The 16,448-nt window shown below is 54.2% G+C and carries 14 protein-coding genes and 1 pseudogene; 8 read left to right on the top strand and 7 right to left on the bottom strand.

Annotated features, from left to right (window positions below; all coding sequences use genetic code 11):
* A partial coding sequence (locus tag CTZ24_RS20910) for an integrase core domain-containing protein (protein ID WP_208724453.1) occupies positions 1–260 on the top strand: 260 nt, incomplete at its 5' end.
* A gap of 38 nt (positions 261–298) precedes the next feature.
* Here CTZ24_RS20910 and CTZ24_RS20905 read toward each other — a convergent pair.
* A pseudogene (locus CTZ24_RS20905) lies at positions 299–478 on the bottom strand (TOBE domain-containing protein); the annotation flags it as partial.
* 461 nt (positions 479–939) lie between these two features.
* A complete protein-coding gene (locus CTZ24_RS20900; protein ID WP_208726219.1) occupies positions 940–1,353 on the bottom strand; it encodes a VOC family protein in 414 nt (137 codons plus the stop codon).
* A 215-nt stretch (positions 1,354–1,568) separates the two neighbouring features.
* Between CTZ24_RS20900 and CTZ24_RS20895 the strand changes: the two genes are divergently transcribed.
* Complete coding sequence (locus CTZ24_RS20895; RefSeq protein WP_208726217.1) at positions 1,569–2,288, top strand: dienelactone hydrolase family protein; 720 nt, start codon at positions 1,569–1,571, stop codon at positions 2,286–2,288.
* A gap of 3 nt (positions 2,289–2,291) precedes the next feature.
* Here CTZ24_RS20895 and CTZ24_RS20890 read toward each other — a convergent pair whose 3' ends face one another.
* Positions 2,292–3,461: an ROK family protein gene (locus CTZ24_RS20890; RefSeq protein WP_208726216.1), complete on the bottom strand. Its 1,170-nt coding sequence runs from the start codon at positions 3,459–3,461 to the stop codon at positions 2,292–2,294.
* A 253-nt stretch (positions 3,462–3,714) separates the two neighbouring features.
* On the opposite strand from CTZ24_RS20890, the gene CTZ24_RS20885 reads away from it, so the two are divergent.
* From CTZ24_RS20885 to CTZ24_RS20865, 5 genes are read left to right on the top strand one after another with little or no spacing between them, the layout of a single operon-like run.
* A complete protein-coding gene (locus CTZ24_RS20885) occupies positions 3,715–4,962 on the top strand; it encodes an extracellular solute-binding protein (RefSeq protein ID WP_208726214.1) in 1,248 nt (415 codons plus the stop codon).
* A 9-nt stretch (positions 4,963–4,971) separates the two neighbouring features.
* Positions 4,972–5,880, top strand: a complete 909-nt coding sequence (locus CTZ24_RS20880) for a carbohydrate ABC transporter permease (protein WP_208726212.1) — start codon at positions 4,972–4,974, stop codon at positions 5,878–5,880.
* Positions 5,870–6,709, top strand: coding sequence for a carbohydrate ABC transporter permease (locus CTZ24_RS20875; RefSeq protein ID WP_208726210.1), 840 nt, complete (start codon positions 5,870–5,872; stop codon positions 6,707–6,709). Before CTZ24_RS20880 ends, CTZ24_RS20875 begins: the two co-directional genes overlap by 11 nt.
* Positions 6,706–7,653: a carbohydrate kinase family protein gene (locus tag CTZ24_RS20870; protein WP_208726208.1), complete on the top strand. Its 948-nt coding sequence runs from the start codon at positions 6,706–6,708 to the stop codon at positions 7,651–7,653. Before CTZ24_RS20875 ends, CTZ24_RS20870 begins: the two co-directional genes overlap by 4 nt.
* A 2-nt stretch (positions 7,654–7,655) precedes the next feature.
* Positions 7,656–8,744, top strand: coding sequence for an ABC transporter ATP-binding protein (locus CTZ24_RS20865; RefSeq protein WP_208726201.1), 1,089 nt, complete (start codon positions 7,656–7,658; stop codon positions 8,742–8,744).
* Positions 8,745–8,985: 241 nt separating this feature from the next.
* Here CTZ24_RS20865 and bamA read toward each other — a convergent pair whose 3' ends face one another.
* Both bamA and CTZ24_RS20855 read right to left on the bottom strand, forming a co-directional pair.
* The gene (gene bamA / locus CTZ24_RS20860; RefSeq protein WP_208726199.1) at positions 8,986–11,424 is read right to left on the bottom strand and encodes an outer membrane protein assembly factor BamA; all 2,439 of its coding nucleotides are present in this window, start codon (positions 11,422–11,424) and stop codon (positions 8,986–8,988) included.
* Positions 11,425–11,655: 231 nt separating this feature from the next.
* The gene (locus tag CTZ24_RS20855; RefSeq protein WP_208726197.1) at positions 11,656–13,065 is read right to left on the bottom strand and encodes an MFS transporter; all 1,410 of its coding nucleotides are present in this window, start codon (positions 13,063–13,065) and stop codon (positions 11,656–11,658) included.
* A gap of 116 nt (positions 13,066–13,181) precedes the next feature.
* Here CTZ24_RS20855 and CTZ24_RS20850 point away from each other — a divergent pair, with 116 nt between their 5' ends.
* Positions 13,182–14,039: a helix-turn-helix transcriptional regulator gene (locus tag CTZ24_RS20850; protein ID WP_208726195.1), complete on the top strand. Its 858-nt coding sequence runs from the start codon at positions 13,182–13,184 to the stop codon at positions 14,037–14,039.
* Positions 14,040–14,074: 35 nt separating this feature from the next.
* On the opposite strand, the gene CTZ24_RS20845 is transcribed toward CTZ24_RS20850, so the two are convergent.
* Both CTZ24_RS20845 and CTZ24_RS20840 read right to left on the bottom strand, forming a co-directional pair.
* Positions 14,075–15,256 carry an MFS transporter gene (locus CTZ24_RS20845; RefSeq protein WP_208726571.1) on the bottom strand — a complete coding sequence of 394 codons (1,182 nt, stop codon included), beginning with the start codon at positions 15,254–15,256 and terminating at the stop codon, positions 14,075–14,077.
* The gene (locus CTZ24_RS20840; protein WP_208726193.1) at positions 15,256–16,440 is read right to left on the bottom strand and encodes a cysteine desulfurase family protein; all 1,185 of its coding nucleotides are present in this window, start codon (positions 16,438–16,440) and stop codon (positions 15,256–15,258) included. Before CTZ24_RS20840 ends, CTZ24_RS20845 begins: the two co-directional genes overlap by 1 nt.
* Positions 16,441–16,448 lie beyond the last annotated feature (8 nt).

Genomic DNA, 16,448 nt, shown 5'->3' with positions numbered 1-16,448 from the left:
AAACGCGGGCGTTCGCCCGGATGCTGGGGCTTGAGCCATGTACGACCGCAGTTCGTAGCCCGGAAAGCAATGGCATAGCAGAAAGCTTCGTGAAAACGATAAAGCGGGATTACATCAGTGTGATGCCAAAACCGGACAGCCAGGTAGCGGTGATGAACCTGGCGGAGGCGTTCAGTCATTACAACGAACATCACCCGCACAGCGCGCTGGGATATCGCTCGCCGCGGGAATATATACGCAGAAAGTTATCACAACCGTAAGAGAGAAAAGGCGTCTGGATATATAGGGTCAAATCCACTTTGATGAACGCGATGGCCTCTTTACCGGCGACCAGGCCTAAAGCTTCTTTACTGCTGTGGGTGACGATCGCCACCAGTTTGACGCCCCCTGCCAGCGTCAATTCGACTTCGTCATTAACGGCACCGGTGGTGACGGCGCTGACCGTGCCAACCAGTTGATTACGTGCTGATACTTGCATAAAACCCCCTTATCTCGCTGATTGATAGCAGTGCCTGATACTTATGTTTGTGCATTAATTCGTAGCGGCGCGATTTATCGCGTTGGCTGGCTAATCGCGCGATAAATCGCGCCGCTACAGAATATGTCTTAACTAATTAGCATTACGCCGTTATTTAGCGCTGTTTCCTTTCATGTTCAATAAGCCATTTTTTGCGTGCCAGCCCGTCACCGTCCGCCGTCCTATCCCCTCTTTGCCAGTAGTAACACTTGTAGTACCACGCGCCTGATAACCAGCCTGATGTGCCATCATGGTACTGGCCACATCCCAGAAATTGGAGATAAGTAAGGGTTTCTTTAGATGGTGCAGTTCATGATTATCTCCTGTAATGAGGTACAGGGCGAATTTAGAACATCCAAAGATCCCCTCACAACCGCATATTGGAGAACCATTTTTGGCCTACAGTTAGAAGATTTGGCTAATTAACAGATCGTGTCCTTAATCATGGCAACATCCCATGCCCGGTTCTGGATCACCACACGATAACCATCGGCATCGACAAACGTGCGCCCGTTAACCTCCCAATAAGGATTAAATGATTCTGTCACGGTAAAACCTGCGGTGATCATCCTGGCACAGACATCTCGCCATTCGTCGTTGTCCGGATAATAAAGAATCAATAAGTCTTCTGCCGTCTGCAATGGCTGAACGGGATGATGATGGCAAACAGTAAACTCCATGTGCCACGCTAACCCTTCCCGACCTAACATGATGCCGCTAAAACCATCATGATCGGTGAAATCAGCAATCTTTTTCATCTCCAATCCCTGGCTGTACATCAGGAAAGCACGTTCGAGGTTGGTGACCGGTTTAGCAATACGCATATGTGCAAACATCTGGCAATCTCCACTGGCTTTTCTTCCCCCTAAATTACATCAAACTGATCCTGCCATTTGTCTGTTAGCGCGATAAATCGCGCCGCAACTGCCAGAACCGCAGCGAATTGCCCCCGTTAACATTTCTTGCTGTCACGCACTAAAACCATTGCATTACCTGCCAATTGGCTGCAACGTACTCGATCTTAACTTACTTATTTATCAGGGATTTATTTATGGCCAGCTTAACCACGTCTCCCGTCACGTATCAGGCAAACGGCAGCACCTTCACCGGTTCCCTCGTTTACCAGAACGACATCACCCGCGCACGTCCCGGCATCGTGCTGGCACCCAACTGGATGGGTGTCACCCGTATGGCTGAAGACGTTGCCGGGAAAATTGCCGCGCAGGGATTTGTGGTGTTGGTGGCGGACCTTTACGGTGAAGGCAAACGCCCGACTTCGGGTGAAGAAGCGGGCAGCATGATGATGGCAGTGAAAGATACGCCCGCTGAAGTGGCGCGCATGCAGGCGGCGCTGACGGCATTGCTGGAACAGCAGCAGGCTCCGGTAGCACACGATAAACTGGCCGCCGTCGGTTTCTGTTTTGGGGGGCACTGCGCACTGGAACTGGCGCGCAGCGGTGCCGATATCAAAGCCGCCGTGTCGTTCCACGGCTCGCTGGACACCAAAGGTGACTACGCGATGAATTCAATCAAAGGCAGCGTACTGGTGCTGGACGGCGCAGCCGATCCGCTGGTGCCGCGCGAGCAGTTGAATGAATTTGTCCACGAGATGACAGCCCGTCAGATCGACTGGCAACTGGTCAGCTACGCTGGCGCAGCCCACTCCTTTACCGATCCACAGGCCAATAATCCTGGCGTGGCCCAGTACCATCCGCAGGTGGCCGAGCGCGCTTTTACACGCATGTTCGCGTTATTTGCCGAGATCTTTTAACCCTCATTTCATCAGCACCTGAAACTGTGGATTAAATTCATCAAAGATCGGCAATGCCGCAGCTCCCAGTGCTGCGGTATCGCTACCGGTCATCCCGGTCTTCAGGCGCGATCCCGTGAGATAACGTCCGCGCACCGACTGATATAACGGCGGCAAACGCTGGACGATTTTATCCAGCAGGGTTGCGGGCATCATGCCGCCGATAATCACACTTTCGGCATCAAAAACGCACTCAAGCATATTGATCGCCTGGCGTAGCGGAGCTAACACGCTGTCGATCCAGCGATCAAACAATGCCGGGTCCACTTCAAGTAAATCGTCGGGCAGGGCGCTCATCGGGTCCAGACCACAAAATTCATAGGCGGCCTGCAACGAAACATACCGCTCCAGACACCCTTTGTTGCCGCAGTAGCACTCACGCCCGTGCGGATCAATCACGATATGCCCCACCTCACCGGCGTTGTGTGCATGGCCGGTATAAATATGGCCGTCGGTGAAGATACCGGCTCCCAGTCCGGTACCGATATAGAGATAAATAAAGGAGTTGAGCTGACGTGCCACGCCGTGGAAACGTTCACCTATCGCCGCGACCGTGGCATCGTTTTCCAGCGTCACTGGTAAACCGCTCATTGCCGCCAGTTCTGTCTCGATATTGACGTTTTCCCAACCGTTCAGCGTGGTGGGACCGACCGACGAGATCCCTTCAACACCAAAAGGTCCGGGCATTACCACCCCTATCCCCAATACTTTCCCCCAGCGCGCGCCCAGTTGCGTTTTGATCTCCGCCAGTACCTCAGCGATGCGCGCTAAAGTGGCATCAGGTTGGGGCTTCTGCACCAGAATAAGGCGACGAAAATGAATTTCGCCGGTTAAATCCACCAGCACGATCAGTAGCGTTTGATGATCAAGATGGATACCGATCGACCAGGCACTGGCTGGATTCAATGTCACCGGGATCGCCGGTTGTCCCCGCCCCTGCTTACGCGGCTGGCGACTGGCGAGCAGCTCCGCTTCTTCCAGTTCCGCCACGATGTTGGAGACGGTTTGCGGGGTTAAGGCGGTAAGTCGCGCCAGCTCAGCGCGCGTCAGTTCACCATGCAGGCGAATGGCTTCGATGATGACGCGCCGGTTGTGCGCACGCGCGTGTTCCAGATTGGTTCCCGAGGTTTTCATCGTCCTTCCTACGCTCCTGACGCAATCGCATCAATATCTATGATCGGCTACACATTTTCCATGTTGTTCACCTGACAGACGTAAAAATCTGTGCAGAGTTAAGCGCAGTGGCAAGCGAGATGTATGCCCTGGCACGTCACTTGCTTAAGCTAATCGATGTCAGCCGCAGCAATCTGACAACCTGTGCGCGTTATTAAATCAATCAAATTGATTTAATTAAACACCCTCTTTTTGCATTTAGGCGGAGAAAACCATGAAAACCCGATTCACCCCCACGCTGAAAGGATGTTTTGCAGCCCTGCTGTTAGCGAGCGCGGGAAGCGCCTCAGCGGCCACCACGCTTAATGCGTTGTTCATGACCCAGGCCGCGTATAGCGAAAATGATATTCGCGCCATGACACAGGAGTTTGAAAAAGCGCACCCGGACGTGCAGGTCAATCTGGAGTTTGTGCCTTACGAAGCGCTGCACGATAAAATCGTCGCCGCACGCGGCGCCGGTGGCAACGGCTATGACGTGGTGTTGTTCGATGCCATCTGGCCGGCTGAATTCACCCGTTTTGACCTGTTGCAGGACGTGAGCAGCCGTATCACCCCGGAAGAAAAATCACAGATCTTCCCCGGAGCGATGAATACCGTGGTGTTCAAAGGGAAGACCCTCGGGATGCCGTGGATCCTCGATACCAAATACCTTTACTACAACAAAGCGATGCTGGAAAAAGCCGGGATCACCACCCTGCCTGAAACCTGGCAACAGGTGATGGATGATGCGCGCACCATCAAACAGAAAAACATCGTGAAATATCCGCTGGTCTGGAGCTGGTCGCAAGCAGAAGCGCTGGTGTGCGATTACACCACCCTGGTCTCTGGCTTTGGTGGCAAGTTCTACCAGAACGGCAAACTGGATTTCTCCAGCCCGGCGTCATTGCAGGCGGTGAAGTTGATGAAAAGCTCGCTGGATGAAGGTTTGAGCAATCCGGCTTCGCGTGAATACCTCGAAGAAGATGTGCGTAAATCCTTCTCCAACGGTGACGCCGCCTTCGCGCTGAACTGGACCTATATGTACAACATGGCGAACGATCCGAAACAGAGCAAAGTCGCTGGTCAGGTCGGCATCATGCCTGCACCAGGCGATGCGCCGGGTAAAGTCGGCGCGGTTAACGGGTCAATGGGCTTAGGCATTGCCAAAGGCAGCAGCCACCCGGAACAGGCATGGGACTACATCAGCTATATGACCTCGCAGCCGGTGCAGAATAAATACGCCACGCTAAGCCTGCCGATCTGGAAAAGCTCCTATCAGGATCCGGCGGTGCTGAAAAATCAGGAAAGCCTGATCGCTGCGGCGGATAAATCACTCAACGTGATGCTGTCACGCCCGGAAACCGCCGATTATTCCCGTCTCTCCAATACCCTGCAACAGCAACTGCAACAGGTGCTGCTGGGCAGTGTGACGCCGGAATCGGCGATGCAGACGGTGGATAAAAGCGCGGCACGTCTGCATTAAGGGGTCAGTATGCTGAGTTTGCGTCAACGCGAACAGCGGCAGGCATGGGTGCTGCTGGCACCCATGTTACTGGTGATGCTGCTGCTCACCGCCTGGCCTCTGCTACGCACCATCTGGCTGAGTTTCACCGATGCCGCCCTGATTGGCAGCGGTGAAGCCCCCGGCTGGGTTGGACTGGAAAACTACCTGTATGCCATAACCGATGCTGATTTTCAGAGCTCGTTGTGGCGCACCCTGTACTTCACCGTAGTGTCGGTGGCGATTGAAGGGGTGATTGGCGTGCTGGTCGCGCTGCTGCTAAACCAGAAATTTGTCGGCCGCAACATGCTGCGCGTGCTGGTGATTCTGCCGTGGGCGCTACCGACCATCGTCAACGCGATGATGTGGCGACTCAATTTCAACCCGGACTACGGCAGCATCAATGCCCTGTTGACCCAGTTGGGGATTATTGATGGCTACCGCAGTTGGCTGGGATCACCCGATTCCGCGCTTAACGCAGTGATGCTGGCGGATATCTGGAAAAACTACCCGCTGGTGACGTTGTTGGTGCTGGCAGCGCTGCAATCCATTCCTGACGACCTTTATGAAGCGGCACGCCTGGATGGCGCATCAGCATGGCGACGTTTTCACGCCATTACCTTTCCGGCGATTGTGGGTCCACTCAGCGTTGCCCTGGTACTACGTACCATCGATGCGTTCAAGATCTTCGACATTATTTACGTCATGACGCGCGGTGGCCCGGTCGATAGCACCAAAACTCTCAGCTTTTACGTCTATCAGGAGTCATTCAGCTATCTGCGTGCCGGCAGCGGTGCCGCCTACGCCATGCTGATGACGCTACTGTGTGCTGTGCTGATCACTATTTACATGTTGTTATTGTGGCGGCAGCGCCGCCGCGGGAGTGCCGATGAAGGCTAAAATACGCACGGTGGCGAAATACCTCGCCGCGCTGCTGGTCGCCGTATCGGTACTGGCACCCATGAGTTGGCTGTTTCTGATGAGCGTTAGCGCGACCAGCGATCTGACGCGCATCCCGCTGGAGTGGTTGCCGCGCCAGTGGGATTTCACTCGCTACGGCAGGCTATTGTCGCTGGCACCGGATCAGCCCGGCACGCTGTTTCTGCATGCGCTGGGCAACAGTCTGATCGTCGCCACCGGCGCGACCGTGATTTGCCTGTTGCTGGCGATTCCGGCCGCCTTCAGCTTCTCACGCTATCGTGGACGCGATGGCTGGCTGTTTGCCTCCCTCGCCATCTATATGGTGCCGCCGGTCGCCTTTGTCCTGCCGCTTTACTTCCTGTTGCAGCACTTTGATTTGCTCAACACCCGACCCGGTTTGATCATCGTTTATTGTTCGCTGATTTTGCCGTTTCTGACCTGGATGCTGAAAAACCAGTTCGACACCCTGCCCCGGGATATCGAGCAGGCCGCTCGTCTTGATGGTCTGCGCGTGTGGCAGGTATTGCTGCGCATCACCTTGCCGTTGGCAAAACCGGTCCTGGGCGCTGCGGCGCTGTTTGGCTGGCTGCTGGCATGGGACGAATTTTTCTATGCCCTGCTGTTCACCAGCAACATCGCTGCGCAGACCCTGCCGGTGACCATTGCCGGTTTCACTGCCGGACGTGCCACCGATGACGGTTTAATTGCGGCGGTCGGAATTCTGGCCTCAGTACCGCCCCTGTTTATTGCTATCTGGCTACAAAAAACCCTGGTAAGCGGTCTTGCCAGCGGGGGGAGTAAGGGATGATCAACACAACCACCGCCACCCTTTACGTGGTGGGCAATATCAATGTCGATTTAATTATGGGCACGCTGGATCAGTGGCCACAGCGTGGCACTGAAGTCATGGTCAAACACAGCGAGTTGCGCCCCGGCGGCTCAGCCGGTAACTGCGCGCTGGCGCTGGAGGCAATGCAGGTGCGTCATCGCGCTATCGCCAATCAGGGTGACGATGGCCTCAGCCAGTGGCTGGCGAGCCATTTTCCCCACAGCGCCGCACACTGGCCGCGTAGCCAGTGCGAAACCTCGCTGACGGTAGGCGTCACCCACTCCGACCACGAGCGTTCCTTTATCAGCAACTACGGTCATATTGTGCAGCTCACCGCGCAGCAGGTGCTGGATCAACTGCCGCAGCAGGCGACTGAGGGCGATATCGTGTTGCTGTGCGGCACTTTTCTCTGCCTGCATCTGTATGGCGACTATCCCGCGTTACTCACTGAGCTGCGCCAGCGTGGCTATCTGATTGCTGTCGATACCGGCTGGCCACCGCAGGGTTGGACGGAGGAAGTGCGGCAGGATATCGCCCGTTGGCTGCCGCTGTGCGACTGGTTGCTGCTGAACGAAGTGGAAACCCTCGGGCTGGCGGCACAGTCGCAGCTCCCCACCAGCGCAACGCAACTGGCCCGGCAGTTAAGTGGTCGCGGCGGTTGCGTGGTGAAGTGTGGAGAACAGGGTGCGCGCTGCTGGCTGCGCGATCAACAGCTCAGCCAACCCGCCCGTCCGGTCACGGTGGTGGATACCATTGGCGCGGGCGATAGCTTTAACGCCGGGTTTCTCACCGCCCTGCTCCATCAGCAGGACGTTACCGCGGCTCTGCAATGGGGGATTGCGGTAGCCGCGCTGGCGATCAGCACCGCACCACGTCGCTACCCCAACTGGCAACAACTCCAATTTTCGGCAAAGGAACAATAATCATGGCCAGTGTTGAACTGATCAAAGTCGCCAAACGCTACGGCAAACAGTCGGTGCTGCATCCGCTCGATCTGACCATTCCCGATGGCAGTTTTACCGTGCTGGTCGGGCCGTCCGGCTGTGGCAAATCCACGCTGTTACGTTTGCTGGCCGGACTGGAGAGCCTGACCGAAGGCGCCATTTTGATGGACCAGGTGCAGATTAACGATCGCGATCCGGCTGACCGTGATATCGCGATGGTGTTTCAAAGCTATGCGCTGTACCCGCATCTGACGGTAGCGGAAAACCTGGCGTTTCATATGCAGGTGAAAAAGGTCAAACGCGAGGAGCAGCAAAGCAAAATTCAGCGTATCGCTGCCATTCTCGGCATTGATCAGCTATTGCAGCGCTATCCGCGCGCCTTGTCCGGGGGACAACGGCAGCGTGTGGCGATGGGGCGCGCGATGGTGCGCAACCCGCAGGTGTTCCTGTTTGATGAACCGCTCTCCAACCTTGATGCGCAATTACGTATGGAGTTGCGCGCGGAGATTAAATCGCTACATCAGCGCTTTAAAACCACCATGGTGTATGTCACCCATGATCAGGTCGAGGCAATGACGCTGGCAGATCAGATTGTGGTGATGCAGGCTGGTTACATCGTGCAGCAAGGCGCGCCGCTGGAGATTTACGATCGTCCCGCTAACACCTTTGTGGCGCGCTTTATCGGCTCACCGCCGATGAATCTGCTGCCTGCGCAACTGGTGAGCCATGAGGGTGTGCCAGGCGTGCAGTGTCAGGATCTGTGGCAACCGTTGCCGGCACGCTGGCATGCGGTGGCGCGCGAGCATGACGGTAAACCGGTTACCATTGGTTTACGTCCACACGATCTGCGCGAAGTGGATAACGGTGCCGCTGCGCGGGTGAATGTGGTGGAAATCACCGGGGAATCGACCCTGTTACATCTCGACTGGCACGGTCACGCGTTACATATGCAGATCGCCGGACGCCACGCCGCCAACAGTGGCGATGAATTGATCCTCGGTTTTAATAGCGAGAAAATACATCTGTTTGATGCTGAGACGGGTTATCGCTTAACCGAATCCGGCCACTGAAAATAAAAAAGCCACCCTCAATATGAGGGTGGCGAAATAAAATTCAGTTAATTAAAAACGCATAACAACGATGTTTTCGCGAACCCTCTTTCCCTAAGCATTGCACGATTTACTATTTTACCAGTACAGATGTTTTCGTCTGTCTTGGTCGTTTAAAGAAACTGTAAAACCCTTTTCATAATGTCCCGTAACGGCGCGATTTATCGCGCTGTTACGGATGTCAACGTGTTAAATCACGCCGTTACCAGGTCTTACCGATATTAAACTGGAACTGCTCAGACTTATCGCCTTCATATTTCTTAATCGGCACGGCATAAGAAAACACCAGAGGTCCCAGTGGCGACTGCCATTGCAGCGCAAGGCCGCTGGAAACACGGATATTGTTCGGATCACCGTAATCCGGAATACCGGCAGCGCGGGTTGCGGCGGTATTTTCCCACTTGGTATCCCATACCGTACCGGCATCAACAAACACCGACGTACGCAGAGAACTTTCATAGCGCTCGCTGACAAACGGCGTCGGCACAATCAGCTCGGCGCTGGCGACTGCCATCGCGTTACCGCCCACCGCATCATCAGATTTTTTCACCGCACAATCACTGTAGCTGCTTTCACTGCCGCTACAGCTGTAATACGCCGCTTTCGGACCAATGGTGTTGGAGGAGAAGCCACGCACCGAGCTGGAACCACCGGCATAGAAGTTGTCGTAGAACGGTACGTCTTTACCACCCAGACCATCGGCGTAACCGGCTTTGGTTCGTCCCATCAACACCCAACGGTGATCGCTACTGAGTGGCAGATAGGCGTTGGCGCTGAGTGTGCTTTTGTAATAGCTGTTGGTCGAACCCGGTACAGTGACTTTGGTGTTAAAACCCGCCGTTACACCCGATGTCGGGAAGAAGCCACGGTCCAGTGAGTTATAGCCCCAGCCAACATTCCAGAACACGTCATTGGCACTGAAGGTATTGGAACTGGTGGCGTAATCATCATCGTCGTCGTCATCGGTTTCGATCACTCGCGGATGTATGCCCACAGAACCCAGATAACGCCACATCGCCACCTGCGGTGCCATATTGCTGACACGGTTGTAGACGTAATCAAACCCGGTGTTGATGCTGTTATTTTCGCTGATCGGGAAACTTAATGTGGTGCCCGCCCCTAAACTCTTCAGCGTATATTCAGACAGATCGTCATCATCGGCTTTATAGTCGTTGTAGAACAACTTGCCACCGAGGCTAACGCCATCCACCGTGAAATACGGGTTGGTGGCGGAGACTTCAACATACGTTTGATAATCGTTTTTGGTGCCGCTAAAGCCAACGGTATTGCCGGTGCCCATCCAGTTATCCTGGCTGACGCCAAGCTGGAAACTGACGCCACTGTCGGTACCGTAACCAACACCGATATTGAACGAACCGGTGTTGCGCTCTTTGACTTTGTAGACCACATCAACCTGGTCCGGGCTGCCGGGCACACGCTGGGTATCGACGTCCACACTTTCGAAGTAGCCCGTACGGTTCAGACGCTCTTTGCCCTGATCAACCAGGTTGTTCGCCAGCCAGGCCCCTTCCATCTGGCGCATTTCGCGACGCAGTACGGAATCTTTTGAGGTGTCGTTGCCCTCAAAACGCACCTTACGGACGTAGAAACGGTTGCCAGCATCCACATTGACATGCAGTTTCACCGTCTTATCGGTATCGTTAATTTCCGGCTGGGTACTGACCTGCGGGAAGGCATAACCATAGCGACCTAACAGATCTTTGATCGCATTTTCATTCTGGGTGATCTTCGCACCGCTATACAGACCCCCTTTTGGGATCTGTGCCAGTTTCTCGATTTCAGCAGAGTGACCCGCCAGATTACCGTTCACTACCACGCCGCTAACATGATAAACATCGCCTTCGTGAATATTCACGGTGATGTAAATACCTTTACGGTCCGGTGTCAGACTGACCTGTGTGGAATCAATATTAAAACGGGCGTAGCCACGGTCGAGATAATAACTACGCAGCGTCTCCAGGTCGCCAGCCAGTTTTTGTTTCTGGTATTTCTGATCGGCGATAAAATTCCACCAGGGCACGCTGTCACGCAATTGAAATTGCGTAATCAGTTCATCATCAGAAAAAGCGTGGTTGCCGACAATATTGATCTGCTGAATTTTTGCCGATACACCTTCGGTAAAGATAAATTTCAGATCGACACGGTTACGTGGCAAGGGGGTAACTACCGCTTTGACGCTGGCGGTGTATTTACCCACGCTGTAGTAAAAGTCTTCCAGCCCCTTTTCAATCGAGGAGAGTGTGGTGCGGTCCAGCGCATTCCCGACGCTGACGCCAGACGCTTCCAGGTTTTGTTTCAGTTGATCTTCTTTAATCGCTTTATTGCCGGAGAACGAGATGCTGGCAATCGACGGACGTTCTTTCACTTTAATCAGCAGCGTATCGCCATCACGCAATACCTGCACATCTTCAAAGTTGCCGGTGGCAAACAGGGCACGAATGGTATTTTTGATATCGTCATCGTTAACACGATCGCCGACACGCACTGGCATACTCAGCATCGCCGCACCCGGTGCGACACGCTGTAGTCCATCAAAATGAATATCCCTGAGGGTGAAATCATCTGCACCGAAGGCAGTGGTGGTCACCATAAAGAGTAACCCGGTTAACATCTTTTTCATCTGCTATGAGCCTGCCGCTATTCCTGTGCCTGTGGCGATTGCCTTAATTCCCGCACCACAAAAAACGGGCTGAACACAGGGTTCAGCCCATTGATAGTGGCGTTATGTTCCGGAAAAAAGACCGCTTAGCCAAAGGTAAATTCAGTGAAGCAGGCGTATTTTCGGTTATTTTACAATAAGCTGAAAATCCACTGCTGAAATTACCCCACAAGAATTACGCCCCAGAAACAATTAGCCTTCAGTTACGACCGGCTGAAAGGAGCGACGGCTCAGGCTGGTTAACACCACCAGCACCGCCATTAACATCCATTCGACCATCAACGTCCCGGTGATCGCCATCAGATGCGTACCCTGTAACCAGATCTGTGTGAAGACACCGCCAAGTAACATCGGACCTAAACCCAGTGCCGATTGTTGTACGGTTGAAAGCATCGCGCTGCCCGCTCCCGCCTGATGATGCGGCACACCAGTCATACCAATACGGTAGAAGGTGCTGACGATAAACGACTGTCCAAAACCAATCAGGACCGTAGAGGGGATCAGCGTGACGATACCCACGTTCGGCCAGGCGTAATGCAGCGTGGCAATCAACAACAGCAAACCGAGCATCTGGATAACACAACCGGTCAGCAACGTGACACGTTTGCCAAAGCGTTCCACCATGCGCGTGCTCTGCATCGACCCGATAAAATAGGCCACGCCAAGCGCAATAAACGCATTGCCCGATTCAAAGGCGCTCAACCCCAGTCCTGATTGCAACGTCAGCGCCACGGCAAACATAAAGCCGCTCCAGCAGGAGAAGAACAGCACCGCCATAGTTAAACCAAACCGTACCCCGGGCAGGCGCAACAGCGAAGGCGGCAGCAAAGGTGCGCCTTGTGCGGCCTCCAGGCGTAATGCACTTTGGCGCAGGCGATGCAAAAACAGCGGGAACAGCGCCAACAATAAGATGCACGGCCACGACCAGTGCAACACCGGACCCAATGCCAGTGCCAGCATCAGACAACCCACCGCCCCAGCCAGCAGCAGCGTACCGCTAACATCAATCGCCACGCGCTGGCTGTTATGGGTTTCTGGCACAAAGCGGCGTGCCGTTAACACAACAAACAGGCAGATTGGCAGGTTGATCAGAAACACACTGCGCCAGCCATAACCACCGATGTCGGCTTTAATCAGGAAGCCGCCCAGCACCTGCCCCACAATAAATGCCAGCCCACCGATACCGCCATACAGACCAATGGCGCGCGCATGCGCTCTGCCCTTGAGGGACACATGCAATGTGGCGAGAATCTGTGGCACGATAAATGCAGCCCCAACCCCCTGCAATGCGCGGGCAAACATCAATACTCCGACATGACTGGCGATGCCGCACAACAGTGAGGCAAAACCAAATGTCCAGACGCCCGCCAGAAATACCCGGCGGCGACCATAGTTATCCCCGAGTCGGCCCCCCATCGCCAGACAGATGGCGAAGGCAATGCCGTAAACTGCCACGATCAACGCCAGCTCAATGGGCGTGGCGTGCAGGCTATGCGCCATCGCGTCGAGTGCGACGTTAACAATTGAAAAATCGATCATGGGCAGCAGTTGCCCGGACAGCAGGACCACCAATCCTGCCCGTTGAAGTTGCGATGATTGCATCGGTTTTACCCTTGTTTTTGTCTTCTGTGAGGCATAGCATCACCTAACCATTAAACGGGTACCAGTTCTTGTTTATCATGGTATAAATTCTACCCGTCTTATCAGGAGTGCCTTCAATGCTCAGCACGCAGCCCATCACTAACGCCGCCAATCACAACCGCAAATTGCTCGGGACTTTTCTGCGCACGCGACGCGAAAGTCTCGATCCAAATCGCCTCGGCCTGCCGCGTATGCGCCATCGCCGTACGCCGGGTCTGCGACGTGAGGAAGTGGCACAGCTGGCAGATGTTGGCGTGACCTGGTACACCTGGCTGGAGCAGGGGCGCGATATTAAAGCCTCGCCAAAAACCCTGACGGCGATTGCGACGGCGTTGCAATGCAACGATGTCGAGACACAGCATCTGTTTTCCCTTGCCGGGCATAACCTGCCTTCGGTGCGGGTGGTGGCGGCTTGCTGCAAAATTGCCGAACATAATCAAAAGATGCTGGATGCAATTCAGCTACCCGCCATCATTGAAACCCCGCGTTTCGATATTCTTGGCTATAACGCGGCATGGTGTGCGCTGATGGGGGTGGATCTGGCAGAAATTCCGCCGGAAGATCGTAACTGCATCTGGCTGGCGTTCAATCATCCCGGCTGGCGTGCCGCGATGGCCGACTGGGATGAAGTGATGCCTCAGATGGTGGCGATGTTTCGGGGTCAGATGGGGGAACACCTTGGCGACCCACATTGGGAAAGTTATCTCGCGCGGCTGCTCGCCAGTTCCGATGAATTTGGCCGCACCTGGCAGCGCTACGAGCTGGGCAAGGTGGAAAACCGTGTGAAACGTTTCCGGCGTCCTGGGGTGAGTGAAATGACACTGCGGCAGAATAACTGGTGGTCAGCATCACGTAATGGCGATCGTTTATTGGTGTATGTGCCAGACGATGCGGCCAGCACAGCGGCATTGCAGCAGTTGATTACCCGCGCATAACTGCAATCCGCTGAAAAGTGGTGACCCGGATTAAATCATTCCAAGGTTGAGGCTACAACTTTTGCTGTCCGTGGGCGTCTGATAACCCCCACTCCCAGTTCAATCATCGCCAGGATGACCAGTGAACCAATAAGCCAGGTTTTTCCTGCAACCACCAACAGCCAGCCACCCAGTGCGGGAAAACCAAATATCCCCACAAAGTAGGACACCACAAACCAGGTCAAAACGGCATGCCGATGCTGGGGCTGTGAATCGTTCACCGCCCAGGTCTGAATGACCGGATATAACAGGCCATATCCCGCGCCGGTCAACATAGCCGCTACAATGTGGAAGGCCGGGTGTAGCGCCACCCCGGACAGACAGACCAGACCCATGATCAGGCACCCAAGCAGCCCAATAATAAGCGGCTGGCGCGGCCAACTGGCAAGGTACCGGAACAGCATCAGGCGGGTGGTGACTGCGGTGGCGGCATGCACGAAGAAAAAGACCCCGGCACTGGCATCCGTACCTTCCGTCAGAGAGACCTGGAACGCCATCATGCCTGAAAATACCGCCCCACCCAGGCCAACCATTATCACCGGGCGTCGTGCTGGCCCAGCCAACAATATCGGTAGTTTACGTACCCAAGAGCGAAAAACGCGTTCGTACAAAGGACGTGGTTCTCTGCGGCCAAAAAGTAGCAACAGGAATGAGGCGACGGCCAACATCGCTGCGACAACGAGAAAGGTGATTTGCAGTGATAAGTTGGCCTGAGCAATCAAAATGCTCTGCATCACCGGAATGCCACAAATTCCGGTCATTTGAAAAGCGCTGAACAACGTGAAACCACTGCCGCGTTCAGCATCATTCAGACGCTCCGACAACGCTAATGGTGCACCAAGGTAAAACATCCCCCACCCTATTCCCATCAGTAAAACTGCGAGACGGGGGAGATATCCCGGCTCCAGCCCATGCAAATTACCCAGCACAGCGTAGCCACAAGCAATAACCAGAGCAGCAATCGCCGCAAGACGAGCAGCATCCATCTTACCCGCCCCCCAGCCCACTATAGGTACCCCGATCAGCGTCCCCACTAAAGCCATGCTGAGAGCATGACCGGTTTCAATGTCACTCCCCCCATGTAAACGGAACCAGGCCGAAATCAGGAAAGTACTTCCGTATCCCCCGGCAGTGAGCAGCGTGCCCAACAGAAGGTAAGACATAGATAAGAAGCGCATCATTTACCCTCTTTCTGCGGAATGGGAGCCATTGACCTTAATAAGCTCACCGCGTCGATCAACCTCCCACCCGCCCAGACAATGTCTTTTTCGTTATTAAATCGCCCAATGCTGATTCGTACACTGGCCTGTATTTGCGCCACACTGGCACCCATAGCCTGAAGTACATGAGAAGGTGTCTGATGTTTAGAAGAACAGGCCGACGCTGACGATAACGCGATATCAGGTAGTTCAAGCAGCAACGAACTCGCATCAACCCCCGAGAAGGCGATGTTGAGCACGCCGGGCAGACATTCGTGGGGATGGCCATTAATACTGATGTTGGGAACGGTATCGAAAAGTGCCTGTTTTAATCGGTTACGCAGTCCAGATAATCTGACTAACTCGCTGGGTAAATTAATCATTGCTATTTCAGCAGCACGACCAAAACCGACAATACCTGGCACATTAAGTGTGCCAGACCGCAAACCATGTTCCTGACCGCCCCCAACAATTTGTGGTGAAAGTCGCAGGCGTTCATCTGCGGTATTCACATAAAGCGCACCGACACCTTTAGGTCCATAGATTTTGTGAGCAGAAAAGGCGGCCAGACTGATGTTCATGCGTTGGACATCCAGGGCAATTTTCCCGAAAGCCTGTGTCGCATCAGTGTGAAATAAGATTCCTCTATCGCGGCAAAGTGCGCCAATTTCCTCAATCTTTTGCAGCGTACCCGTCTCATTATTGGCTGCCATGACAGAAACCAAACCCGTCTCTGGTCTGAGGGCGTTATTGAGTTCATTCAGGGAAACAATTCCGTCTGATTGAGGCCTCAGATAAGTGATGGGTGTTCCTTGTGCTGCAAGGCGAACACAACACGCCAGCACCGACCTATGTTCAATCATTGGGGTAATAATATGACTTCTACCCGGCGGAAGCTGGAGTCCATTTAGCGCCAGATTATTAGCTTCTGTAGCCCCTGACGTAAAGATAATATCGGAGGGACTGGCTGCATTGATGGCATGAGCAATAGACATTCTGGCTTGTTCAACGGCGCGCTGAGCTTCCCAACCGAAGCTATGGCTGTTGCTGGCAGCGTTACCATAATTATTGGTTAACCAGGGCATCATGGTTTGCAGCACTGTAGGGTCGAGCGCGGTCGTGGCATTATTATCCAAATAAACTGGCCGAGACGATGGGTACATGATGAACT

The organism is Pantoea phytobeneficialis (assembly GCF_009728735.1).
Lineage (GTDB): Bacteria > Pseudomonadota > Gammaproteobacteria > Enterobacterales > Enterobacteriaceae > Pantoea > Pantoea phytobeneficialis.
Note: the sequence above shows the minus strand (reverse complement) of the source record. Positions and strands in the feature narration are given on the sequence as shown.